General features: G+C 66.5%; 24 protein-coding genes. 9 read left to right on the forward strand and 15 right to left on the reverse strand.

Translation table 11 applies throughout. From position 1 onward, the window contains the following. Positions 1-213 precede the first annotated feature (213 nt). Positions 214-2,160 (forward strand): 6-hydroxymethylpterin diphosphokinase MptE-like protein, encoded by a 1,947-nt coding sequence (locus tag Q0309_RS05615; protein WP_299438328.1) that lies wholly within the window; start codon positions 214-216, stop codon positions 2,158-2,160. Between the two features lie 88 nt (positions 2,161-2,248). On the opposite strand, the gene Q0309_RS05620 is transcribed toward Q0309_RS05615, so the two are convergent. The 9 genes from Q0309_RS05620 to Q0309_RS05660 all read right to left on the reverse strand — a co-directional run bounded on the left by Q0309_RS05620 (position 2,249) and on the right by Q0309_RS05660 (position 11,899). Further along, the gene (locus tag Q0309_RS05620) at positions 2,249-3,172 is read right to left on the reverse strand and encodes a tetratricopeptide repeat protein (RefSeq protein WP_299438330.1); all 924 of its coding nucleotides are present in this window, start codon (positions 3,170-3,172) and stop codon (positions 2,249-2,251) included. Between the two features lie 136 nt (positions 3,173-3,308). Then, positions 3,309-4,865, reverse strand: a complete 1,557-nt coding sequence (locus tag Q0309_RS05625; protein ID WP_299438332.1) for a hypothetical protein — start codon at positions 4,863-4,865, stop codon at positions 3,309-3,311. A gap of 416 nt (positions 4,866-5,281) precedes the next feature. Further along, entirely contained in the window at positions 5,282-6,094 is an 813-nt protein-coding gene (locus Q0309_RS05630; protein WP_299438334.1) for a flagellin, read from the reverse strand. A 457-nt stretch (positions 6,095-6,551) separates the two neighbouring features. Further along, entirely contained in the window at positions 6,552-7,853 is a 1,302-nt protein-coding gene (locus tag Q0309_RS05635) for an FAD-dependent monooxygenase (RefSeq protein WP_299438336.1), read from the reverse strand. Between the two features lie 92 nt (positions 7,854-7,945). Continuing rightward, the gene (locus Q0309_RS05640; protein WP_299438338.1) at positions 7,946-9,037 is read right to left on the reverse strand and encodes an electron transfer flavoprotein subunit alpha/FixB family protein; all 1,092 of its coding nucleotides are present in this window, start codon (positions 9,035-9,037) and stop codon (positions 7,946-7,948) included. 42 nt (positions 9,038-9,079) lie between these two features. Then, positions 9,080-9,943 (reverse strand): electron transfer flavoprotein subunit beta/FixA family protein, encoded by an 864-nt coding sequence (locus tag Q0309_RS05645; protein ID WP_299438340.1) that lies wholly within the window; start codon positions 9,941-9,943, stop codon positions 9,080-9,082. 5 nt (positions 9,944-9,948) lie between these two features. Next, positions 9,949-10,275 (reverse strand): nitrogenase-stabilizing/protective protein NifW, encoded by a 327-nt coding sequence (locus Q0309_RS05650; RefSeq protein WP_299438342.1) that lies wholly within the window; start codon positions 10,273-10,275, stop codon positions 9,949-9,951. After that, positions 10,272-11,561: a homocitrate synthase gene (gene nifV, locus Q0309_RS05655; RefSeq protein WP_299438344.1), complete on the reverse strand. Its 1,290-nt coding sequence runs from the start codon at positions 11,559-11,561 to the stop codon at positions 10,272-10,274. The genes Q0309_RS05650 and nifV overlap by 4 nt, the downstream gene beginning before the upstream one ends. Positions 11,562-11,581: 20 nt before the next feature. Further along, positions 11,582-11,899 carry an iron-sulfur cluster assembly accessory protein gene (locus Q0309_RS05660; RefSeq protein ID WP_299438346.1) on the reverse strand — a complete coding sequence of 106 codons (318 nt, stop codon included), beginning with the start codon at positions 11,897-11,899 and terminating at the stop codon, positions 11,582-11,584. Positions 11,900-12,185: 286 nt separating this feature from the next. On the opposite strand from Q0309_RS05660, the gene nifB reads away from it, so the two are divergent. The 6 genes from nifB (at position 12,186) to Q0309_RS05690 (ending at position 15,332) form a co-directional block, all read left to right on the forward strand. Next, positions 12,186-13,706, forward strand: a complete 1,521-nt coding sequence (nifB, locus tag Q0309_RS05665) for a nitrogenase cofactor biosynthesis protein NifB (RefSeq protein ID WP_299438348.1) — start codon at positions 12,186-12,188, stop codon at positions 13,704-13,706. A gap of 32 nt (positions 13,707-13,738) precedes the next feature. Further along, positions 13,739-13,933: a 4Fe-4S binding protein gene (locus Q0309_RS05670; protein ID WP_299438350.1), complete on the forward strand. Its 195-nt coding sequence runs from the start codon at positions 13,739-13,741 to the stop codon at positions 13,931-13,933. Positions 13,934-13,950: 17 nt separating this feature from the next. Continuing rightward, on the forward strand, positions 13,951-14,265 hold the full coding sequence (locus tag Q0309_RS05675) for a nitrogen fixation protein NifZ (protein WP_299438352.1): 315 nt from the start codon (positions 13,951-13,953) through the stop codon (positions 14,263-14,265). 2 nt (positions 14,266-14,267) lie between these two features. Then, positions 14,268-14,480, forward strand: a complete 213-nt coding sequence (gene nifT, locus Q0309_RS05680) for a putative nitrogen fixation protein NifT (protein WP_299438354.1) — start codon at positions 14,268-14,270, stop codon at positions 14,478-14,480. A 178-nt stretch (positions 14,481-14,658) separates the two neighbouring features. Continuing rightward, entirely contained in the window at positions 14,659-15,033 is a 375-nt protein-coding gene (locus Q0309_RS05685; RefSeq protein WP_299438356.1) for a type II toxin-antitoxin system RelE/ParE family toxin, read from the forward strand. Then, complete coding sequence (locus tag Q0309_RS05690; protein WP_299438358.1) at positions 15,030-15,332, forward strand: addiction module antidote protein; 303 nt, start codon at positions 15,030-15,032, stop codon at positions 15,330-15,332. The genes Q0309_RS05685 and Q0309_RS05690 overlap by 4 nt, the downstream gene beginning before the upstream one ends. Positions 15,333-15,428: 96 nt before the next feature. Here Q0309_RS05690 and Q0309_RS05695 read toward each other — a convergent pair whose 3' ends face one another. The 3 genes from Q0309_RS05695 to Q0309_RS05705 all read right to left on the reverse strand — a co-directional run bounded on the left by Q0309_RS05695 (position 15,429) and on the right by Q0309_RS05705 (position 19,129). Continuing rightward, a complete protein-coding gene (locus tag Q0309_RS05695) occupies positions 15,429-16,394 on the reverse strand; it encodes a YihY/virulence factor BrkB family protein (RefSeq protein WP_299438360.1) in 966 nt (321 codons plus the stop codon). 123 nt (positions 16,395-16,517) lie between these two features. Further along, a complete protein-coding gene (locus Q0309_RS05700) occupies positions 16,518-17,702 on the reverse strand; it encodes a nicotinate phosphoribosyltransferase (protein ID WP_299438362.1) in 1,185 nt (394 codons plus the stop codon). Between the two features lie 32 nt (positions 17,703-17,734). Continuing rightward, entirely contained in the window at positions 17,735-19,129 is a 1,395-nt protein-coding gene (locus tag Q0309_RS05705; protein WP_299438364.1) for a class II 3-deoxy-7-phosphoheptulonate synthase, read from the reverse strand. 313 nt (positions 19,130-19,442) lie between these two features. On the opposite strand from Q0309_RS05705, the gene metK reads away from it, so the two are divergent. Beyond that, positions 19,443-20,621, forward strand: coding sequence for a methionine adenosyltransferase (gene metK / locus Q0309_RS05710; RefSeq protein WP_299438366.1), 1,179 nt, complete (start codon positions 19,443-19,445; stop codon positions 20,619-20,621). Continuing rightward, a complete protein-coding gene (gene trmB / locus Q0309_RS05715; protein WP_299438368.1) occupies positions 20,611-21,345 on the forward strand; it encodes a tRNA (guanosine(46)-N7)-methyltransferase TrmB in 735 nt (244 codons plus the stop codon). The genes metK and trmB overlap by 11 nt, the downstream gene beginning before the upstream one ends. A gap of 8 nt (positions 21,346-21,353) precedes the next feature. Here trmB and rfaE1 read toward each other — a convergent pair whose 3' ends face one another. The 3 genes from rfaE1 to Q0309_RS05730 all read right to left on the reverse strand — a co-directional run bounded on the left by rfaE1 (position 21,354) and on the right by Q0309_RS05730 (position 23,413). After that, entirely contained in the window at positions 21,354-22,829 is a 1,476-nt protein-coding gene (rfaE1, locus tag Q0309_RS05720) for a D-glycero-beta-D-manno-heptose-7-phosphate kinase (RefSeq protein WP_299438370.1), read from the reverse strand. Between the two features lie 82 nt (positions 22,830-22,911). Beyond that, entirely contained in the window at positions 22,912-23,127 is a 216-nt protein-coding gene (locus Q0309_RS05725; protein ID WP_299438372.1) for a hypothetical protein, read from the reverse strand. Between the two features lie 10 nt (positions 23,128-23,137). Further along, positions 23,138-23,413: a SemiSWEET transporter gene (locus Q0309_RS05730; RefSeq protein WP_299438374.1), complete on the reverse strand. Its 276-nt coding sequence runs from the start codon at positions 23,411-23,413 to the stop codon at positions 23,138-23,140. Positions 23,414-23,439 lie beyond the last annotated feature (26 nt).

Here is a 23,439-nt window from a genome sequence, read left to right on the forward strand (position 1 = left end):
GGCACGCGAAGATCGACCAGTAAATCCGCCCGCTATCTGAACGACTCCGGCCATCTCACCCGTCTGGTGCCAGGAACGGGCCGTTATGATACACTGACGCTGTTCCCGTGCCTATTTGCGGACGGGCGGACGGCGAATGGGTATTCGTTTTTTGTTAGGGGCGCGGCGCGGATCGACCGAGAACGCGACCGCGCCTCAAGTGGAGGTAGGTAAATGGAGATCGAATTTTCCGACAAGATTTATACTGATCCCGTCCTGTATCCGAGTAATCTTAAGTGCTTGTCGGCCCGGGTCTTGGGTCTACAAAAATTCTTTGAAATGGAACGGTGTAGCTATCGGCTTCACGAGACACCGGACGGGCTGGTTTTCCGTGATCGCACGGGCCGTTCCGTGCTGGCGGAGGCGGAGCCGGCGTATTCTCGAAAGCGGGTCGATGCTTTTTTGACCGCCCCAACCCAGCTTTCTATGTACATTCGCTTAGAGAATGTCAGCACCGGCGACCCCGCCTATTGGCATGACCACCTCGGGGCCGTACAGGACCTCTGCGATGATGCCTTCTGGGCGCGCCCCTTCGCACCAGAACACGCACTGACGCTCGCCATCGTGGATCCGCCATCGACGGATGGCGTTGCGCGTCTCATTAATGCTTTCCCGATGCTCGATACTCTTCTGATTTTTATTCTCGACGTCGATCTTTTCATGGCCTCTTTGCACGTCATCAACTGGAGCGAAGTTTTTTCACTGTGTGATCGTCGCGACATTGGCATCAGCTTTCATGTGCTTCCGCCCGGAAATGAAGGCGCTGCCAAGATGGTGCACCAGCTTCATCGGGCCGCACGGATGATGCCTGACAACATTATCCTGTATCCGCATGGTGACGGCAGCCGATACGTGGATTTGTGCCGGACCGTGGTTCGCGATTTCCGTTCTGCCGTCATTGGGGTCGGGTTTTTCCGGGATGAAATCATCATGCTGGAATCAACCACCGATAATATCTTGGAGCACGACCGGCCGCTCCTGAAGCGGCAGCCGGTTCACGACGGGACCGCTCTGGTGATCGGCTCCGGTCCGTCGCTTGACCAGAACTTGGACACGATAGAACGGTTGAGCCAGCATTGCGCTGTCATCGCCTGTGGCACCGCGGTGGAGCCTTTGCTGGCGAGGGGCATCCGTGTTGACGCGTGCGTGGTGCTGGAGCGTGGAACAGCACTGCGGCCCATCTACGAGCGAATAGCGGAAAGAGTCGATCTGGCATCCGTTCCGATGATTGCCAGTTCAACGGTGCACCCCGATCTGGAGCAGTTCTTTGCTCGGGGCCTGTACTTCTACCGGCCGGGACTCAACGTTGCGATCGGATTTGGTTGGGGGTCAGAACATATTCTCCTCAATTGTGATCCAACCGTAGCGAACACGGGCACGGCTTTGGCCGTGTTTCTTGGGTTCCGGCGCTTGGTCCTCTTTGGCATTGATGTCGGTTCGGTGGACCAAGCCCGGCATCACAGCGCACAAAGTGCGTATTACACGGATGAGGACCTGAAAAAAACCGATCTAAAACTGCCAATCGAGGTGGAGGCCTCGTTCGGTGGACCCGCCTATACCAGCGTTGTGTTCGACTGGACGCGCTACAGACTGCAACAGCTTCTGGCGGCGCAGACCGATGCGATCGCCCTGAATCTCTCCGATGGCGTCCGCATTGCGTCCGTACCGCCGCTCAAGGGGCCCGTCGGAGAGTTTCTCGATCGCGTGTTTCCACTCGCCGACACGGGCGCGGCATCATTGGTGATTGAAGGGGAGAACTTCGACAGGGAAAAGTATAACTATGCTTCAGAGGACCTTGACTCCTTCGTCCGGAACGTGCGCCGAGCCTTCGAAAGGCTGTCTTGGACGCGACGGCGGGAAACGCTGAAGTCGCTGGCCATGTTGCTTTGGATCCAACCGTTGACTCATCCATTCCAGAGCATATTTCGTGGCACCCTTTCGCAGATGGTCTGGAGCGTGATGGGGGCGCTTGGACGCATGTCACAGGACGAGAGGACAGTGTACGAGCCCGTGTTGCGGCAAGCCTTGATGGCCGGCCTCGACGGTATGCACAAGGAAGTCGGCGATCTGATCCGACACGGCATCCGTGTCGTGCCACCAGACGACCCGCGTCGAAACTGACGGGGCGGCGTATTTCGTCTGGGGCGTTCGAGTAAAGGTGCCCACGCGGGACAGATCCCGAGCACGATCTTCGTTCGCCGGCGTTCGATCAGTCCGCGAAGAACCAATTGAGTTCGGCGTGGGGGACCTGATCTACAACTCTTGCGATTGGGAGCCGAGCGCCCGGATGATCTGGCGCCAGCATGGTCCCGCGTCGGTGGTTGATCGCGGCGCCTTCGGACCGCATCATGAAATACAGAACATACGCCATGCCAAAATAGCCCTGCGGCGCCTCTGGCCGAAGAGCAACGGCGGCTCGGATCACATCACGGGCCTCAAAAAGATCGCCCTGGTCAGTCAACACGCGGGCGTAACCGTAGCGTGGGCGTACCGCCTTGGGGCGCAACTGAACGGTTCGCGCGTAGACATTGGCCAGGTCCAGGGTGTCCTCGGTGGCACTCATTACGTCGGCGAGTGCCGCATACGCTTCGGCAAACGCCGGTGCCGCGGCCACAATCCGCCGCAACGCGTCAACACTTGGCACGGACCCAGCCCGGTGAAGCCGGGCCAGAACGGCCGCTTGTCGATCTTGCACCTCGTCCACGTGGGGCAGGTGGGCGGCTTCGGCCTCACGCCCGCCTTTGGTCAGGATTGCCGCCAGGGCTTGCACCGCCAGGGGGTTTTCGGGGTCGCGGCTCAGGCTTTCCCGCAGCGACTCCTCTGCTTCGGGATCGCGACCAAGCGCGACCAGGATTTCGCCGCGCAGGCGGTGAAGATCCGCCGAGCCGGGGATCATGCGCAAGGCCGTATCCACGCTGGACAAGGCCCTCAAGACCTGTCCGCCTTGAAAAAGGCTTTCCAGGTGAATGATCCAGCCAACCTGATCGGTCGGTGTTTCCTTCACGACGGAAAATGCAAGCAAACTACTGTGTTTGAAGTCGCCCTCCTGGTACGCCTCCAGCATCTGTCTTGGCAGCGTGTCCAGGCGAGTGACATCTGTCGGCACCGGGGCGTCCTCATCTGGATTTTGCACGTTTTCGTCTCCGCTTCACGGGGCTTGTCGCACGTGGAAACACGCTTGGTAAGGTTCGCGTAAGGCGCTGCGCGGCATAACGTTCAAACTCAAAGGCCGCACTGTGCAGACGTCAGCCTCGCGCTTTCGATCCCCCTCAGACGGGGTACAGCAGATGGCGCAGGTAGTGGCCGGTTTGCATCAGTCTTCGGCGGTTCTGCCGGTGAACACCGAGCAGCGCGAGTATCCTAATCATCCCGGATGGTCGGCGCCAGCACAGGACCCGATCAACGCCGTCGACCGGCAATCCCGCCGCCGCGAGGTCGTTGACCACGTCAGGCGTTGGCACACACAGGACATAACCGGCTGCCGGCCACAAGGCGCGTATGGCCTCCAGCGATTGTGGATCGGCAACCAAATGAAACACGGGGCGGCCTGGTTGGACCCCCGCGCGGGCCTGCACCAGCCGATCCCAAGCCCCGCGCAAAACGGAGGCGTGCCGTGCAAGGGTCGAAGGGTCGGATGCGCTGACGGTGGCATCCAGCTTGGCGGCATTGTCTAGAATCGTCCCCAGGCAATCGAACCATACGATCGGTGCTGTGCTGACGGCGGAGACGGCCAAACCGATGTCCTCGACCCGCTTAGGTGGCGCTACAATCACGAAGCGTTTTTCTCTGCCGTGCATTTCTTCGCCGGCCTGGTCGGACTGCAGCGCGGCGCCGCCCGACCGGGTGACCGGGTCATGCGCAAGTTGGTGGCAGATATGGGCGACATCGTTCGCCAAGTCGATGTCGGCAAACGCGAAGCAAGGGGCGCCAAACGGCGAATCCGGACGCGGGGTGGCCCGCAGATCTTCCCGGCGCACGGCGAAGGCCGAACGGTCACCGACCTCGCGGAGTGCCCGCAGCCCAACATCCGCGCTCGTCGTGTTTGCGTCGTCAATCCCGAACAAGCAAAAGACCCGTTCCGCCAGGCGTTCGTCCACCCCCGAGCAGGACCACGCGTTCAAGAGCCAAGCCTTCGCGGTGGTTGGTGCATTCACGGCGAGCGCTTGGCGATACATCAGGTAGAAGATGTGTCCGCTGTCCCGGTGACGGTTCATCAAGACCCGCAACATGCGGTCGACAAAGTGTTCATGCCCGTTTTCGATATGGTACAACAAGAGGCAGAAGGTGTCGCCTTCGGTCAGATCCTCAGAAGAAAAGAGCGTGTCAAGGGCTGTGCCCAGTCGAGGCCGCGTATACACCAGAAGCCGGATGAAGATGTAGCGATGAAGCGAGGAGTTCCACTGTTCCGGCACCTGGTTTCTCAGGATATCCGCAAGAGAGTCTTCCAGCAGAGTAAGCATCGCCATCACCAGGGCCACCGAGGCGTCGCCTTCCGTTGGCGTTTCCTCTTCAGGCGTGTCCGGTGGCGGCTGGAAAAGAACGACGGCGTCCAGGGCCCGCTGAACACCCGGGTCCGTGACGTCTGGCCGTAGCGCCTGTACGGCCTTGAAATCGAATTGAAACAACGCCACGGCCAGCCGATCCAGGACGGGCAAGGGCGCCATGGTGCCCGCGTTCAGAAGACTGTCGATCTGGAACAGTGCTCCCGCCTCAATCAGCGCCCGAACGTGTGCCGCCTGTGCCGACTCGCTCTGCAGGGCACCAAGCCCCGGGTCCGAGGGATGCGCCACGTCGCTCGTTTCGGTGTCGCCTGCGACCGAGGTCATGTCTTCCCGTTCCTCTTGTCAAAAAAAAGACCGCCGTACGCTCAGGATTCTCAAGGAAATCCAACCAAATGGCAAGCGCCATGGGTCAAACGCGCGACGGCCGATCGCCCAAGGTCGGTCGGACGGTGCGATCTGACTTGGGGAGGTGGGGGGGGAGCGCGTTTGCGCGATAAGCGGGAGGGTGGCCTGCCAATCACGCTAAAAATTGCGCTTGCCGCGCACGACGCATTTTTGCCCTGTCGTCGCCCGCGCTGGCGCCACATGCACGTGGCAGGCTCCGAAGCGATGCCCGGACCCTGACGCCGAAAAAGGAAGGGGCACCGGCCCGATCTTTGCATAGACCAAGCCGATGCCCCGAAAAACCAACCGATGTCCGCGTTCCCGTACAGCGTGGGGCACGGACCTCGGTCTGCCACTTAGAACAGACGCAGCACCGACGATTCGGCCTGGTTGGCGATCGACAGTGAGATCGTGCCAAGCTGCTGACGGGTCTGCAGCGCCAGCATGTTCGCGGACTCTTCGTTCATGTCGGCGTTCACCAGTTCGCCGGCGCCAACTTCCAGGGTGTTCACCAGATTGTCGGTGAACTCACGACGCGTCTCAAGGATGGCGTTGTCGGTACCGAACGACTTGGAGTAAGCGCGCAGGTCGTCGATGACCTCGTCCATCATCCTGATCTGGCTTTGGACGTCGGTCGCGGCATCTTGGGTCGCGAGAGCGGCTGCAATACCGCCGGTCCCTGCGCCGGTCCAGGCACCCACGGCGGTCATCGTCAGGGTGCTCGAACCCTTTTCGTCAAACTTGACTTTGAGCTGGTCGCCCGTGTTCAGCAGGTTGATGCCCTGATAGTGCGCGTCCTTGATCAAATCGTTGATGGCCGAATAGATCCCGGACATATCGGAGGAGATGGTTCCAGGATTGCCAGTATCGGCGGCATAAGCTTCCTGGATGGCCTGGGCCTGCTTGACCAGCTTGGTGATGGCGTCCAGCGCGTTGGTGGCGGCTTCGATGGTTTTCTGGGCCTGGACGACGCCGTCCTTACGGGCCGCCAAGTCAGAAGCGCGGTAATTGAAGTCCTGCGCCTTGAAGAAGGCAATCGGATCGTCAAGAACGCTGTTCACTTTTCTGCCGGTCGACAGCTTGAACTGCGTCTCTTCGATATTAGACGTCGTCCGCTGCAGCGACAGCAGGTTGTTCTGAATGCCCGTGGAGAGGGTAATGTCAGCCATTGTTTTCGTCCCTTCTGGATCGCGGCCCCACCAAAACCTTATGTGGCGGCGGGGCAACTAGGTTGAATGGCCGTCTCCTGACGACCAATCACATCCTAGCGCCCTGGATCCGGTCGTGCAAGACAATTCTTGCCTCCTGGACCAAAGACGCGTTGCCTCGGGAGCAAACGCTCGCGGACGTCGACGAAGGTTGGGGTCCCCTACGGAAAGCGCAAGTCGAGCAATTTGACTTGATTTCTAAACGAATCGTCAGAATTCCCCCGCGCAATGGGCGCGGGGGCGGCCGGTGCGTCTCCCCACCCTTCGTCATCGTGGAGCGGACGCAGGTCGAAACCGCCCAAGCGGTAGGGCAGCGACGCCGTCAAGGGGATACACGCTTGACGGCAACCGTCGCTGCACAACTTTCTGATCCTCAATTCCCCAGTTGGGCGCCAAGGCTTTGTGAGCCCTGGCCCCCCTACCGCCACGCCCGGCCCAGCTTGACGAGGTCGGTCATCAGCCCGCGCAGCTTCCGCGTGCTTCGGAACGAACCCATGATGGCGCGTTCCTTGTCGCGCTTGGGCACGCCGTCCACGCGCAGCATGGTTTCGGCCGCGTTGGTGAGCAGGCGCGGGTAGTCGGTGAAGAAGTGCTTGTTGGTCTCCAGAATCTTGGGCAGGCGGCGGTACTTCTTCAGGTCGCGCAGGACGAAGCTGTCCTCCAACGCCTTGCGGTAGGCCTTCAGGGTGGCCGCCGTCATCGGCTTGCCCTCTTTCTTGGCCGCGACGATGGTCTCGGCCGCCAGCCGCCCGGAGGTCATGGCCAGGTTGGAGCCCTCGCGGTGCATGGCGTTGAGCAACTGCGCGGCGTCGCCGGCCATCACCCAACCGTCGCCGTGCACCTGCGGCACCGCGTTGTATCCGCCCTCGGGCAGCATGTGCGCGGCGTATTCCTTCGGTTCGCCGCCGGCGATCAGGGGGGCGATGGCCGGATGCTGCTTGAAGCGTTCCAGCAGGAAGTACGGCCGCACCTGGCTCTTGGCGAAGTCGCTGATCAGGCAGCCGATGCCCACCGACAGGCTGTCGCCGTTGGTGTACAGGAACCCGGTGCCGGTCATGCCCGCCGTGATCGAGCCGGCGGCCTCGATCACCACGCCCTCGTTGCCCTTCAGGTTGAAGCGCGCGTCGATGGTCTCGCGCGGCATGAAGATGGTTTCCTTGACGCCAAGGGCCACCTCCTGCGGTTTCAGTTCGGGGCGCAGGCCGGCGCGGCTGCCGACCAGGGCGTTCACACCGTCGGCCAGCACCACCACGTCGGCGGTCACCTCGCCGTCGTCGCGATCCACCTTGACGCCGATGACCTTGCCCTTCTTGTCGCGCAGCAGACCGGTCACCGTGGTCTCGCAGATGAGCAGGGCGCCGGCCTCCTTGACCTTGCCGCTGAACCACTTGTCGAACTGCGCGCGGATGATGGTATAGCGGTTCGGGCGCTGTTCGTTGAACGTGTCCGAGCGGAAGTGCGAGCCCACATAGGCGTGGTCGTCCAGCATCCACATGCGCTGTTCGATGATGTGGCGTTCCAGGGGCGCGCTGTCGCGGAAGTCGGGGATCACCTGTTCCACCGCGTTGGCGTACAGGATGGCGCCCTGCACGTTCTTGGCGCCGGGGTACTCGCCGCGCTCGATCTGCAACACGGACAGTCCGGCGCGGGCCATCACCAGGGCGGCGCTGTTGCCGGCCGGCCCGGCCCCGACCACGATGGCGTCGAAATGTTCGGTCATGCTCTCTGGTCTCCGTGAGACCGGCGGCCCTGGGCGGGCATCGCCGGGTGATCGCGGGCCGGGTTCAGGCCCTTTGGTTTTTTTGCGGGTCGTCAGCCGGCCATCCGGTCGACGGCGAGGCGCTTGCGGAAGGCCTCGGTCAGGGCGGGCAGCAGTTCCAGCACGTCGCCGACGATGCCGTGATGGGCGAAGTCGAAGATCGGCGCGTTCGGGTCCATGTTGATGGCCAGGATCTGGTCGGCCCCCTCGGACCCCACGCGGTGCTGAATGGCGCCCGAGATGCCGCAGGCGATGTACAGGCGCGGGCGGATGGTCTTGCCGGTCTGGCCGATCTGCCGGTCGGCGGTCATCCACCCCTTCTGCACCAGTGGGCGCGAGCAGCCGTACTCGGCGCCCAGCACCTGGGCCAGGTCGACCACCAGCCGGATGTTCTCCGGCCGTTGCAGGCCCATGCCGCCGGCGACGACGATGTCGGCGTAAGCCAACTGCGCCTGGTTGGTGTCGGAGTCCGGAATGAAATCCAGAACCTTGGTGACGATGGACTCCTCGGCCATGTCGAGCGGTTCGCGCACCACCTCGCCGGTGCGGCCGCGGTCCGGGTCGCCCATGGCCATGACGCGCGGGCGCACGGTGGTCATCTGCGGCCGGGCGGCGCGCGTCATGATGGTGCACAGCAACGAGCCGCCGAAGGTCGGCCGCGTGGCTGCCAGCGACTTGTCGTCGTCGATGGCCAGTTCCGTGCAGTCGGCGGTCAGCCCGGTTTGCAGCGTGGTGGCCACGGCACCGGCCAGATCGCGGCCCAGGGTCGTGGCGCCCAGCATCAGAATCTCGGGCTTGTGTTTGTTGACCAGGTCGGTCATCGCCTTGGTGTAGGGCTCGTTGCGGTACTCGGCCAGCAGCGGATCCTCGATCACGTAGACGCGGTTGGCGCTGTAGTGGAACGCCTCGGCCACCGCCTTTTCGGTGCCCTCGGCCTTCGGGCCGAGCACGACGCCGCACAGATCGACACCCAGGGCGTCGGCCAGCTTGCGGCCCTCGGTCAACAGTTCCCACGACACGGGGTGGACGCGGCCGTGTTCCAGTTCGACGAACACCCAGACGTTCTTGTAGGCCTTCAGGTGTTCGGGCAGTTCCTCGGTCTTCTTGCGACCCTTGGCCGGGGGAGCGGCGGGGGCTTGGGCCATGATATGGTCTCCTTGAAATCTCGCTCGGGCGCGCGGGCCGGGTCAGGCGACGGTCGTCTGCTTGGTGAGCACGCTCAAGAGGCGCGGATCAGCGTCAAGCAGCGTTTCGACGGCGGCGGCGGCGACACTGGCGGGCGCGCCGTCCTCGGCGGTGATCATCTTCGCCTTCTCGGCGCGCGGCTTGGGCGCGAACACCTTGCTCACCTTGGTCGGCGAGCCCTTCATGCCGCACTTGCCAAGGTCCTCGACCCCGGCCGCCTCGGCGTTCCACACCTTGATCTCGGCCCGTTCCGCCCGCAGCACGTCGGGCAGCGAGCCCCGGCGCAGTTCGTTGGTGGCCTCCAGCATGGTGATCAGGCACGGCAGCTTGGTCTTCAGCACCTGCACGCCGCCCTCGGCGCGGCGGTGCACCGAAATCTCGCCGGCCTCCAGATCAATGGAGGGAATGGCGGAGACATAGGTGAGCTGGTTTAGCCCCATGCGGCGGGCGATGCCGGGGCCCACCTGGGCGGTGTCGCCGTCGATGGTCTGCTTGCCGGTGAACACAATGTCGACCGGCCGTTCGGCGCCGATCTTGTTAATCGCCGCCGTCAACGCATATGAGGTGGCGAGCGTATCGGCGCCGGCGAAGAAGCGGTCGGACAACAGGATGGCGTCGTCGGCGCCGTGACCCAGCGCCTTGCGCAGGGCCGAGGCGGCCATGGGCGGCCCCATGGTCAGGACCGTCACCTTGCCGCCCAGTTGGTCGCGCAGCTTCAGAGCGGCTTCCAGCGCGAACAGGTCGTACGGGTTGATGATCGTCGGCACGCCCTGGCGCATGATGGTGTTGGTCACCGGATGCACGCTGATCTGGGCGCTGTCGGGCACCTGCTTGATGCAGACGACCATGTTCGGGCCTTGGCTCATCGGGCTCACTCTCCCCTGGATGATGGTGGGGACGGGGACAGCGCCTCCAGGGGAATGAAGGCGCGGCCGGCTCCGTCGGTCTGTTGTTGGAAGACCGCGAACACCTTCTCGCGGCGGGCGGTCGACGTGACGAAATCGTCGTGCGCGCGCCGCAGGCAGTCACGCAAGATGCTTTCGTCCGGGTCCTCGTACGCGATCAGGAATTCCCGAAACCGCTTTAGCACATGCAAACGGCTGACGGCCAGTACCTGGGGGTCATAGGCCACGTCAAGGGCTTCGAAAAACTCTTCCGCCGCCGAAAGGCCGGCAAGACGCTGCAGTGCGGCATTCATGACGGGATCACCCCTTCTGTTGGAGCCAGCGACCCGCCGATCAGGGGCGGTGTCATCATCGAGTCGCACGGAGTCGCGTCCCGAGTCGCGGCCGGACCCATGAGCGTTGCGGCGGTCAGTGTCCGGGCTGTCAGGGCGTGCCACTGGCGCAGGTCATTGGCCTGCGGCGGCCGTTTGCTGTGGCGATAGTGGGCGCGCAACAGCCCGACCATCCGCTGCGCCTGCCCGGCCTCCAGCGTCAGGCCCAGGTCGGCGCACGCCCGCGCCATGCCAGCGGCGCCCGAGTGCTTGCCCAGCACCAATTGGTGGACGCGGCCCAGGCACGCCGGATCAAGGCCGGTGTAGGTGTCGGGCTCGCGCAGCAGGCCATGCACATGGATCCCGCTTTCATGACTGAACGCGCCGGATCCCACAAGGCTCTTGCCGCAGGGCACGGGGCGCTCCGCCGCGCGGGACACAAGATCGGCCAATGCCGGCAACTGACGGGCATCCACGCCCGTCGCGCAGCCGTGCAGGGTTTCCAGGGCGACGGCCACCTCTTCCAGCGCGGCGTTGCCCGCGCGCTCGCCCAAGCCGACAACGGTCGTGCTGACGTGCGTGGCGCCACCCAGCACGGCGGCCAGGGAATTGGCCACCGCCAGCCCCAGGTCGTCGTGCGCGTGCATTTCCAGATCCAGGTCCGTCCCGGCCCGCAAGCGTTCGAACAGGGCGCGGGTCGTGAACGGCTCCATCACGCCCAGGGTATCGGCGAAGCGGAAGCGCTCGGCGCCGGCCGTCGCCGCCGTGTCGATGACCCGGGCGACGAAATCCGCGTCGGCGCGCGAGGCATCCTCGCCGCCGATGCTGACGCGAAGGCCGTGGTCCCGCGCCCGGCGGACGAGGCGGTCCAGCTCGCTCAGCACCCAGGCGCGCGTCCGCCCCAGCTTGCCGGCGATCTGCCTGTCCGAGACGGGCGCCGACATGTGGATCATGGACACACCGCAGGCCAAGGCCGCGTCAAGGTCGCGGTCGCTCAGACGGCACCAGACGAACACGGTCGCCCGCAGCGGCAGCGCCAGAATAGCGCGGATGTCGGCCTGTTCCTCCGCCCCCATGACCGGGATGCCGACCTCCAGCTCCGGCACGCCGGCCTGGTCGAGCGCCGTGGCGATGGCCAGCTTTTCGTCCCGACTGAAGGCGACGCCGGCGGTTTGCTCGCCGTCGCGCAACGTCGTGTCCGTCAGAACCACCGGCGTACCGGGCCGTTGTGGCACGGACCGGTCGATCGCGGCGCCGACTGTGCTCATGCGATGGGCCTCCCCTTGGCTCAGGCGCCGGCCTTGGCGCAGCTGCACCGGCCGGCGGCGTTCGGGTTGTCGAACACGAACCCGGCGCCGCGTTCGTCCTCGACGAAGTCGATGGTCGTTCCGGTCAGCAACGGCGCGCTTTCGGGATCAACGAACACCGACAGGTCGTCGAAGGTCGTCACGGCATCACCCTCCTCGGCGCCGGCGGCCAAGCCGAGCCGGTATTGAATCCCGGCGCAGCCGCCGGCCGCGACGACAATCCGCAGTCCGCGCGCCGCGTCGGACCGGCTCACCGCACGTCGGATGGCGCTTTGGGCCGTGTCGGTCAGGGACAGCATGGCGAGGATCTCCTAACAGGTCGATCGGCGAGCACAAAAAAGAGTCGCCGTGCGGTGCAGCAATCAGCGTGCCAAGGCGGTTGAGGCGTGAAATCCGGCCTGGGACAAGGGGTTCCGTCCCCGCCGACGCAGGACCGCCATGTCGGTGTTGCGACAATCCGACAGGCGGCGTGTCGCGCCCCGGACAGGCGTACGGTCGCGTAACGTCCTGAAATCGCACAACTTCCAAACTGGCATCGGGATTGCTGAGTGGGTCCTGTCCCGCATCGCCAGGGAGACCGGACACATGACCTCGATGCCGCGCATTCCGCTCGACGGACTGGGATCCGTCACCACCGCCGCCGACCTTCGCGCCTCGCTGGCGCCGGCATCGGCGGCGGCGCCGGGCCGGACCGTCCGCCTGCCGCATAACAAACGCCGCGAGGCACAGGGGCCGGCGGAACCCGCCCGCGTCGACCCGGCGGTCTGGGCCAAGGTGAAAGAGCACCCGTGCTACTCCGAGCAGGCGCACCACCATTTCGCCCGGATGCATGTGGCGGTGGCGCCCGGCTGCAACATCCAGTGCAACTACTGCAACCGGAAATACGACTGCGCCAACGAGAGCCGGCCGGGCGTGGTCTCCGACCGCCTCACGCCCGAACAGGCGGTCGAGAAGGTGCGCCAGGTGGCGGCGCGCCTGCCGCAGCTCTCCGTGGTGGGCATCGCCGGTCCCGGGGACGCGCTGCACAACGCGCCCCGCACGCTGCGGACCTTTGAGTTGATCCGCGCCGAACTGCCGGACCTGACGCTGTGCCTGTCCACCAACGGACTGGCGCTGCCCGACCATGTCGACGCGCTCAAGGCGCTGGACGTGCATCACGTCACCATCACCCTGAATGCCCTGGACCCCGAGATCGGCGCGGAAATCTACCCCTGGATCGCGCACGACCACCGCCGCTGGCACGGGGTGGAGGCCGCCCGGATCCTGCTGGAGCGCCAGATGGAGGGCCTGGAGCGCGCCGTCGCCGCCGGCATCCTGGTCAAGGTCAACTCGGTCATGATCCCGGGGATCAACGACGCGCACCTGAAGGACGTGAACCGGGTGGTGCGCGAGAAGGGCGCGTTCCTGCACAACGTCATGCCGCTGATCTCCGACCCGGCGCACGGCACGCACTTCGGCCTGACTGGGCAGCCCGGGCCGACACCGGTGGAACTCCATGCCCTGCGCGAATCCCTCGGCAACGACGCTCGCCTGATGCGCCATTGCCGCCAGTGCCGGGCCGACGCGGTCGGAATGCTCGGCCAGGACTCGTGCGGCGACGGGGCAGGGGAGGACGCGACCCCGGCCACGGTGGATGCCGATGCGCGCGCCGCCTACCGGGCGGTGGTCGAGGACAGCCGCGCCGAACAGGTCGCCGAGGCGGCCCGCGCCGATGCCCTGGCCGGGTCGGTGGCCCCGGCCGATGACCGCCGCCTGGTGGCCGTGTGCTCGCGCGGCGGGGGGCGTGTGAACCTGCACTTCGGCAAGGCGACGGAGTTCCATGTCTACGAGGTGGGCGCCGCCGGCGTGCGCTTCGTCGGCATCCGCCGCGCCGACAACTACTGCCTCGGCGGATACGGCGACGCCGAGCGCATGACGACGATCCTGTCCGTGCTGGAAGGGATCGACGCCGTGCTGTGCGTCAAGGTCGGCACCGGACCCCGGCGCCGACTGGAGCAAGCCGGCATCGCCGTTCATGAGACCACGGCGCACGATCTGATCGAGACCACGGTGGCACAGTGGTACGCGGGCGCGGTTCCGGCGGCGCCCGCCGCGCGCCGCGCTTAAGTTCACGGCTCATAGAGAGGGGATAATCTTCCATGGCTTACAAGATTCTGGGCTCTCAGTGCACGGTCTGCGGGGCGTGCGAGTTCGAGTGCCCGACCGGGGCCATCGCCATGAAGGGCGATACCTACAAGATCGACGCGGCGACCTGCACCGAGTGCGAGGGCCACTTCGACGCGCCGCAGTGCGATGCCGTCTGTCCGGTGCCCGGCACCTGTGTTCCGGCCTGAGCGGCGCGAGGCAGACCATGGCCGAGCCCACACAACACAAAGGTGGCGACGACGGGCTGGTCGAGATCGACCGGCCCCCCGTCTTCGAACCCGGAACCAAGGTGCGCGCGCGGGTCCCGGTGCGCGACGACGGCACGACGGCCGGTGCGCGCATCGGCGACGTGCTGGTCGAGGCGGGAGACGTCGGCTACGTCCGCAGCGTCGGTGCCTTCCTGCAACGCCACTGGATCTACGACGTCGATTTCATCCGAACCCTGCGCGTGGTCGGGATGCGCGCCCACGAACTGGAGAGCGCGGAGAGCGATCCGCCCCCACCACAAGAGGACGCCTGATCATGAAGATCACCATCCGCAAGGGGACGAATGGGTTCGAGGCCTATGTGCCGAAAAAGGACCTGGAGGAGCCGGTCACGGCCAGCGAAAAGCCGGACCTGTGGGGCGGCTGGATCGAACTGGCCAACGGCTGGCGCTTTGAGATGCCGGACATGCCGGCCGAGACCCCGTTGCCGCTGACGCTGGACGCGCGGCGGATCAGTACGGGGGATTGACAGGGATTCGTTTATCGACGAAATTGCTTCTGCGTAGGCACTTTCGGACCGGTAGCGTACTTGTTCCCCGCTGCAGTCTGCGAAGACCAAACACGTGCCACCGTTGGCGTTCAACAGCAACGCCGTCGGCTAGGATGCAATGGTCAGTCGCGGACGAGCGTTGGGAGACAAGAGCACGATGGCACCTCAACAAACGCAATCCTACTCCGTCCGCCGCTATCTGACGGCAGGGGAGGGGCGAGACCTCTTCGCGGCATGGCTTTCCGATGTTCGGGACCAGAAAGCCAAGGTTGCCATCCTGAGGCGAGTGAACCGCCTTTCGCTGGGGAATTTCGGCGACTGTAGGCCATGCCGCGAAGGGGTTTGGGAACTGCGTTTGGATGTCGGTCCCGGCTATCGGGTTTACTACGCGCTGGCAGGACAGGCGGTGATCCTGTTGCTGTGCGGCCGGGACAAAAGAACGCAGGATCGCGACATCGACAAAGCCTGTGCGTGTTGGCGGGATTGGTGCCAGCGAGGCGGCGAGGCGGCGAAGCGAGGTGATCGTCCGTGAGGGATCGTTCCCACGATGAGGCCATGGCCGAGGTGTTCCGCGAGGACCCGGAGTTGGCTGTGGCGTTGCTCAACGACATCCTGGCGGATGGCGACCAGGGGGAACTGCTGATCGCCCTCCGGCAGATGTCGAAGGCGTTCGGGGGTGTGCCAAAGGTCGCCGAGGAGGCCGGCCTGAACCCGACCCAGCTTTACCGGACCCTGTCGGAGAGCGGCAATCCAGAACTGCGCGGGTTGCAGGCGATCCTGAAGGCCATGGGTCTGCGCTTGGCCGTCCAACCTCTGGACAAGGCGTCCTGACCCCCCAAGGCCCAGCGGCTGCCGTATTGCCATTGATCGGTGTTGCCACGGAACGCGTGTTGTCACTCGCCTCTACCACATCGCCGCGTCGCGGCCTCAGGATCCGGCTGGTTCCCCGACCGTATCGGCGGCGACGGCATCGCGCTCGCCCATGGGACGGGGCGGGCCGACCGTGGTGTCCCGGCACGTCTCACGCTCCATCTCGGCGTTGATCACCCCGCCGAGCAGGACGATGAAGGACGTGATGTAGAACCAGAACATCAGCACCACGACGCCGGCCAGTGCGCCATAGGTCTCGCTGTAGCTGCCGAACGTCGACACGTAGACGGAAAACAGGATCGAGGCGATGATCCACAACGTGGTCGCCACCACGGCGCCGGGCGACAGCCACCGCCATTGCGCCGGCCGGCGGTTCGGCGCGAGCCGGTAGATGGCGGCCAGCGCCAGAATGGCGAGCCCGAGGATGACCGGCCACCGGGCGAGGGTCGCCAACCACTCCACGGCCTGGCCCAGCCCCACCGCCTTCAGCACCGCCGGGACGCCGGCGACCAGCAGAAGGGCCACGATCGAGAACACCAAGCCGCCGGCCGTCAGGCCCAGAACAAGAAGCGTTTGCTTGATGAACCCCCGATCCTCGCGTTCGCCATAGGCAATGTCCAGGCCCTGAACCAGGGCGTTCATGCCGCGCGAGGCGCTCCACAACGCCACCAGGATGCCGATGGCGGTGCCGATCTGCAGCGTGGCGGCCGAGGAGCCGACCAGTCGCTGCAATTGGTCGGTCAGCACCGCCTGCGCGCTTTCGGGCAGAACGCCGCTGACGGCGGCGATCTGGTTCGTCACCGCCTGGGGGTCGGAGATCAGGCCGTAGAGGGCCACCACGGCGGCCAGCGCCGGAAAGACCGCCAGCATCGCGAAGAATGTCACGCCCCCGGCAATGATCGGCAAGTTGTCGCCGGAAATCTTGCCGAAGACGCGCTGGGCGACATTCCATAGCCCGCCCCACGTGACGTCCCAGGGACGAGCCGGGTCGTATCCTGCAACTCCTGCGTACGTACCGTTCATGCCACACCCTCCTGTCCGATTGCCATGACTGCGCTGACGAAGCAACGCATCAGGGCGCTCGCGGTTGCGGACGCGAAGGGAGATGGCGGCGGTCAAATGGAGGCGGGCGCACCTGCGGCCGGACTACTGGCTCGGCTGGTCCTCTTCCAGGCGGCGCAGCAGGAACTCGCGGCCGATCTTGACGCGCGGTTCGCCGTCATAGGCGACGATATCGGCGGTGGCGTAGGTCTCGTTCCAGTTGTCGGGCAGATAGCTGCCGGTGCCGATGACGTCAATGGGTCCCTTGGCGTAGCCCATGACCCGGCACTTGGCCGGCCCGAACCCGGACGAGGCGACGATCCGCACGCGGTCGAACCCGGCGTCGTTCAGCCGTTCGCGCGTGTGCCAGACGGCGGCCGCCGAAACGCCGGTGCCGATCAGATAGCGCAGCTCCGTCTCGGAGCGATAGCCGCGAATGGCGTCCGGACAGTGCCGGTCCAGCACTTCGTAGGACTTCTGCGTGTCCAGTCCCTCGATGAAGCGGCCGCCGTGGGTGTCCAGCCGGATGCTCAGCCGGCCGGCGGCGGCCAGCATCGGGAACCGCCGGCAGACCTCGAGCGAGTCCGTGATCTCCTGCCCGAAATAGTCCACCAGCACGACCAGCGGTGTGTCGGGGAAGGTCTCGTGGAACATCTCGGCGGCGCGCACGGTCGAGCCGGCATAGCCGATCAGGCCGTGCGGCATCGTGCCCAGGCCCTTGTCCTGGCCGAAGAAGTGCGCGGTGGCGTCGGTCGCGTTGCCGATGAAGCCCTTGGCCCCCGACTTGCGCCGCGCCCGTGTGGAGCCCACCGAGGCGGCATAGGCCATCAACTCGGCCATCTCGGTGCCGGCGCAATGCCGCGCGTCCATGGCCAGGAACGCCACCTCCGGCAGTTCGGTGCTCATGGTGAAGGCATTGTAGGCCGCCACACCGCAGGCGCCCAGCTTCTGCAGGAACAGGGTCTCCAGGTCCGCCAGCCCGGCGAACGAGCCGGTCAGATACATCATGGGCTCGCCGGCGCCAACCCACTGGCTTTCGCGGAACGCCTCGTCGATCGTCACGTCGAAGCCGCGCGCCGCCGCCGTCGCCCGCAACCAGGTCAGGGCCAGGCGCGGCGCGTAGACGACCGGGCGCCGCATGAAGATGGCATAGGTCACCCGGCAGTCGCCGAACCGCTGGACGATCTCCCGCGTGCGGACGAAATAGGTGTCGGTCCACGCCTGGATCCGGTCGGCCGGGGGCCAGGTGGCGCCAATGCTGCCGTAGTCGTCTGAGGGAAAGGAGTCCATGGTTGCTCCAGCATGGGTCCGAACGGACGACGTTACGAGACGGCGGCCAGTCCGGGCGGGGCCAGCTTGCCCAGGCTGCGTTCCTGCTTCAGGCCCTCCGCGATCAGGAAGGCCAACTCCAGCGCCTGGTTGGCGTTCAGGCGCGGATCGCAGTGGGTGTGGTAGCGGTCGCCCAGCCGGGCCTCGGTGATGGCCTGGGCGCCGCCGATGCATTCCGTCACATCGCGCCCGGTCATCTCGAAGTGGACGCCGCCAGCGTGCGTGCCCTCGGTGTGGTGCACGGCGAAGAAGCCGCGCACTTCCTTCAAGATGCGATCGACCGAGCGGGTTTTGAACCCGCTGGAGGCTTTCACCGTGTTGCCGTGCATGGGATCGCAGGCCCAGACCACGGTGCGGCCTTCGCGCTTCGTGGCCCGGACCAGTGGCGCCAGTTGCGTTTCGATGGCGTCGGCCCCCATGCGCGAGATGATGGTCAGGCGGCCGGGGTCGTTGTTGGGATCGAGGATGTCGATCAGCCGCAGCAGCTCGTCCTCGGTCATGGTCGGCCCGGCCTTCAGGCCGATGGGATTGCGGATGCCGCGCAGGTATTCGATGTGGGCGCCGTCGCGCTGGCGGGTGCGGTCGCCGACCCACAGCATGTGCGCCGTGGTCGAGAAGAACTCGCCGGGGTGGGTCGAGTCCTCGCGCGTCAACGCCTCTTCGTAGTTCAACAGAAGGGCCTCGTGCGCGGTATAGAACTCGGTCTCGCGCAACTGCGGCACCGACTCGCCCGTCAGTCCGCAGGCCTCCATGAAGCCCAGGCTCTCGGTGATGCGGTTGGCCATGTCCTCGTAGCGCTCGGCCTGCGGGCTGCCCTTGACGAAGTCCAGCGTCCAGCGGTGCATCTGGAACAGGTCGGCGTAGCCGCCCTGGGCGAAGGCGCGCAACAGGTTCAGCGTCGCCGCCGATTGGTGGTAGACGCGCAGCAGCCGGTCCGGATCGGGCGTGCGGACGGCCGGTTCGAACTCCATGCCGTTGACCATGTCGCCCCGGTAGGAGGGCAGTTCGACGCCGTCGACCACCTCCATGGGGGCCGAGCGCGGCTTGGCGAATTGCCCGGCCATGCGGCCCACCTTCACCACGGGGCAGGCGGCGCCGTAGGTCAGCACCACGGCCATCTGCAGGATGACGCGGAAGGTGTCGCGGATCGAGTTGGCCCCGAATTCGGCGAAGCTCTCGGCGCAGTCACCACCCTGCAACAGGAACGCCTTGCCCTGCGCCACCTGCGCCAGGGACTTGCGCAGCCGCCGCGCCTCGCCGGCGAATACCAGCGGCGGCAGCGCGGCCAGTTCGGCCTCGACGATGCGCAGGCGGTCGGCGTCCGGATAGTCCGGCACCTGTTGGATGGGCTTGTCGCGCCAGCTTCGCGCGTTCCAGTCCAGGGCCATCGTCCTGTTTTCCCTCGCTTGCTATGGGGTCTCCCGCCGCCGGCGCCCGGCCGGATGGCCAGCCGGATGGCCAGCCGGATGGGACGAAGCACCCTGATATAATCGGCCCTCCCCCGAGAGGAAAGGACGAAAGCGCCACGCGACTCCCGAAACCGGGCCGCAGCGCCCTTGTCAAGCCCCCGCGTTTCGTGCCAAGAACCCGCGCTTGTTGGCGGTCGGGGGAGGGGCCGTCACGGGACGGTCGCCCGTCCGAAGCGCGACCGCGCAGCCTCCCGCCGGATCCGTCCCGTCGTCCGCCCGAAGGAGCCAAATCGTGTCGCTCAAAGACTACCTGTTCACCTCCGAGTCCGTGTCCGAGGGTCACCCCGACAAGGTGTGCGACCGCATTTCCGATGCCGTCGTCGATACCTTCCTGGCCGCCGATCCCGTCGCCCGCGTGGCCTGCGAAACCCTTGCCACGACCAATCTCGTCGTGCTGGCCGGCGAAGTGCGCGGCCCGGCCGAAGTGGCGGAGAACAAGGACCTGCTGGTCCAGGTGGCGCGGGACGCGATCCGCGACATCGGCTATGAACAGGACGGCTTTCACTGGCAGACGGCGGACGTGCAGGTGCATCTGCACGCACAGTCCGTGGACATCGCGCAGGGCGTGGACGCCGCCGGCAACAAGGACGAGGGCGCCGGCGACCAGGGCATCATGTTCGGCTACGCCTGCGACGAGACCGACGAGCTGATGCCGGCGCCGATCGCTTTTTCGCACCGAATCCTGAAGTCGATGGCCGAGGCCCGCAAGTCGGGCGCGGCGCCGATCCTGGGGCCGGACTCCAAGAGCCAGGTGACGCTGCGTTATGTGAACGGAAAGCCGGTCGGCGCCACCAGCGTGGTCGTCTCCACCCAGCATGACGCGGCGGCCGCGTCCGAGGAAGTGCGCGAACTGGTGCGCCAGCATGTGCTGAAAGCGCTGCCCGACGGCTGGATGTGCCCGGAGGACGAGTTCTACGTCAACCCGACCGGCCGCTTCGTCATCGGCGGGCCGGACGGTGACGCCGGCCTGACGGGCCGCAAGATCATCGTCGACACCTACGGCGGCGCGGCGCCGCACGGCGGCGGCGCCTTCTCCGGCAAGGACCCGACCAAGGTCGACCGCTCGGCCGCCTATGCCGCGCGCTATCTGGCCAAGAACATCGTCGGTGCCGGGCTGGCGCGCAAATGCACCATCCAGCTGTCCTATGCGATTGGCGTGTCCAAGCCGCTGTCGGTGTATGTGGACACCCACGGTACCGGTCAGGCCGAGGAGGCCGCCATTGCCCTGGCCCTGCGCGAGGTGATGAACCTGTCGCCGCGCGGCATTCGCGAGCACCTGAACCTGAGCCGGCCGATCTATGCCCGCTCGGCGGCGTACGGGCACTTCGGCCGCGCGCCGGAGGACGACGGTGGGTTCTCGTGGGAGCGCCTGGACCTGGTCGCCGACCTGAAGAGCGCCCTTGGTCTCTGACGACGACACGCGGCCCGGGCCCCGCACCGAGGACGTCCGCTTCTACGGCCGGCGCAAGGGCAAACCCCTGCGCGCCGGTCGGCAGGCGGTCATGGACCGGCGCCTGCCCGCGTTGGCCATTCCGATGCCGGGGGAGGGCGAGACGCTCGACCCGGCGGCCCTGTTCCCCGAGTCGACACGCGCGCTGTGGCTGGAGATCGGCTTCGGCGGCGGCGAGCATCTGGCGGCCCAGGCGGCGGCGCATCCGGACGTGGGCTTCATCGGCGGCGAGGTGTTCGAGTACGGCGTCGCCAAGCTGGTGGCGGCGGTGGACGAGGCCGGCTTGACCAACGTGCGGGTCTATCCGGACGACATCCGGCCGCTGCTGGAGCACCTGCCGGACGCCTGCCTGGAGCGCATTTTCGTTCTCTTCCCCGACCCCTGGCCCAAGAGCCGGCACGCCAAGCGACGCATGATCGCGCCCCGGCGGCTGGACCTGTTCGCACGCCTGCTGGTGGACGGCGGGTCCCTGCGGGTGGCCAGCGACGACATGGGCTATATCCGCTGGACCCTGATGCACGCCACGGCGCACCCGGCCTTCGCCTTGACCGCGCGGCGGCCCGACGACTGGCGTGCGCCGCCGGCCGACCACGTCCAGACGCGCTACGAGGCCAAGGCGCTGGAGCAGGGGCGCCGGCCGATCTACTTGGATTTCCGCCGGCGGGGGCGGGGCGATCGGCCCTGAGGATTCGCTCACACCGATCCATTCACCCGCGCCAGGGTGGCGGTGGTCGAATGGCCTTCCTCCAACCGTGCCAGCAGGACGCGCCCCCCATATCCGTGCACGATGTCGGCGCCGACGACGGTCTCGACCGTGTAGTCCGCGCCCTTGACCAGCACGTCAGGCCGCAGGGTGCTGATCAGCCGCAGGGGCGTGTCCTCGCCGAAGATCACCACCCGGTCCACGTCGGCCAGCGAGGCGAGCACGGTGGTCCGCGCCGCCTCGGTCTGCACCGGGCGGGTGGGGCCTTTCAAGCGCCGCACCGAGGCATCGGAGTTGAGCCCCACCACGAGTCGGTCACAGGCCGCGCGCGCCTGCGCCAGCAGCGAGACATGGCCCGGGTGCAACAGATCGAAACAACCGTTGGTGAAGCCGACGCGCAGGCCGCCCCGGCGCCAGCGTTCGACCGTCTCGGTCAGGGTCTCAAGCCGCACCACCTTGTCCTCGGCGCGGGCGAGGTCCTGGTGGTGCAGCGCCGCCGTCAGGTCATCGGCGCGCACGGCCGCCGTGCCCACCTTGCCGACCACCAGGCCGGCGGCCGTGTTGGCCAGCCGGGCGCCGACCGACAGGGGGGCCCCGGCGGCCAGGGCGGCGGCCAGGGTGGCGACCACCGTGTCACCGGCGCCGGAGACGTCGAACACCTCGCGGGCCTCGGTCGGCAGGTGCTCGACCGGGCCGGACGCAGGCACCAGTGTCATGCCCTCCTGACTGCGGGTGGCGAGCACCGCGCCCAGGCCGCAGGCGCCCAGCACCTGCCGGGCGGCGGCCTCGATGGCCGCGTCGCCCTCCGTGGCGCGGCCGCCGGTGGCCTCCGACAACTCCTTGCGATTCGGGGTGACCACGGTGGCGCCAGCGTAGCGACGGTAGTCGGCGCCCTTTGGGTCGACAATGACCGGCACGCCCGCCGCCGTCGCCAGTTCGATCAGCGCGCGAGTGAACGGCTGCGTCAGCACGCCCTTGCCGTAGTCGGACAGGACCACGGCGCCGCTCGTCTCCAGATGCGTCCGCGCCGCCGCCAGCAAATGATCGCCGCACGCGTCGTTCACGGCGCTGGTCGTCTCGGCGTCGGCCCGCAGAAGCTGCTGCCCGCCGGCGACGAAGCGGGTCTTGACCGTGGTCGGCCGCGCGGGGTCCACGGCCAGATGCGGCTCCACGCCCGCCAGGGACTCGACCAGGGCGGCGATCTCGCGGCCGGCGTCGTCGTCGCCCACCGCCGACAGGAACACCACCCGCGTGCCGAGGCCCACGAGGTTGCGGGCGACGTTGCCGGCCCCGCCCAGCATGGCCGATTGGCCCCGGATCCGCAGGACCGGAATCGGCGCCTCCGGCGAGACGCGGTCGACATCGCCGTGCACGAAGCGGTCTAGCATGACGTCGCCCACGCACAACACGCGCGCGGTGGCGAGGCGGTCCACCCAGTCGGCCAGGGCGGCGGGTTCAACGGTCATGGGGCGGGGAGTCCTGATGGTGTGCGTTGGGCTCGGCGTCCTCTAGCATGGGTTGGCGGCGCCCGGAACCCGCCAAGGACTGCTATCGGAGAGCGCGCGGCGTGATCGTCTCGCCGGTGATCAGGCTGCCCAGGTGCGCGACCAAGCCGAGCAGCAGCACCAGCGCCACGGCCATGATCGCGTGCCAGGGCACGCGCCACACGCGGCCGGGCCGCCATGGCTGGCGGGCGCGCCAGCCGGCCACCAGGATGATGGCGAGAACGCCGCCGAGCGCCAGACCGGTCTCCGTCAGGTCCATGCGTCCCGCCTCAGGAGTCCGGCTCGGCGCGCGGCGCGAACGCCAGGCGCATGACCACGATCGAGCCAGCCAGAAGCAGCGTCACCAGATTGGCGACGATGATCGGCCAGTCCACGGTCAGAATGCCATAGACCAGCCAGCAGGCGACGCCGATGGTGAACACCAGAAAGGTGGACAGGGACAGATCCGCGACCGATCGTGTGCGCCACGCCTTGAGGGCTTGGGGCAGGAAGGCAACGGTTGTACAAAGAGCGGCGGTGAAGCCGATGGCCTGAGTCAGGATCATGGGATCCGCGCGAGGCAAATGGACAA

The organism is uncultured Rhodospira sp., from assembly GCF_937138205.1.
Classification (GTDB): domain Bacteria; phylum Pseudomonadota; class Alphaproteobacteria; order Rhodospirillales; family Rhodospirillaceae; genus Rhodospira.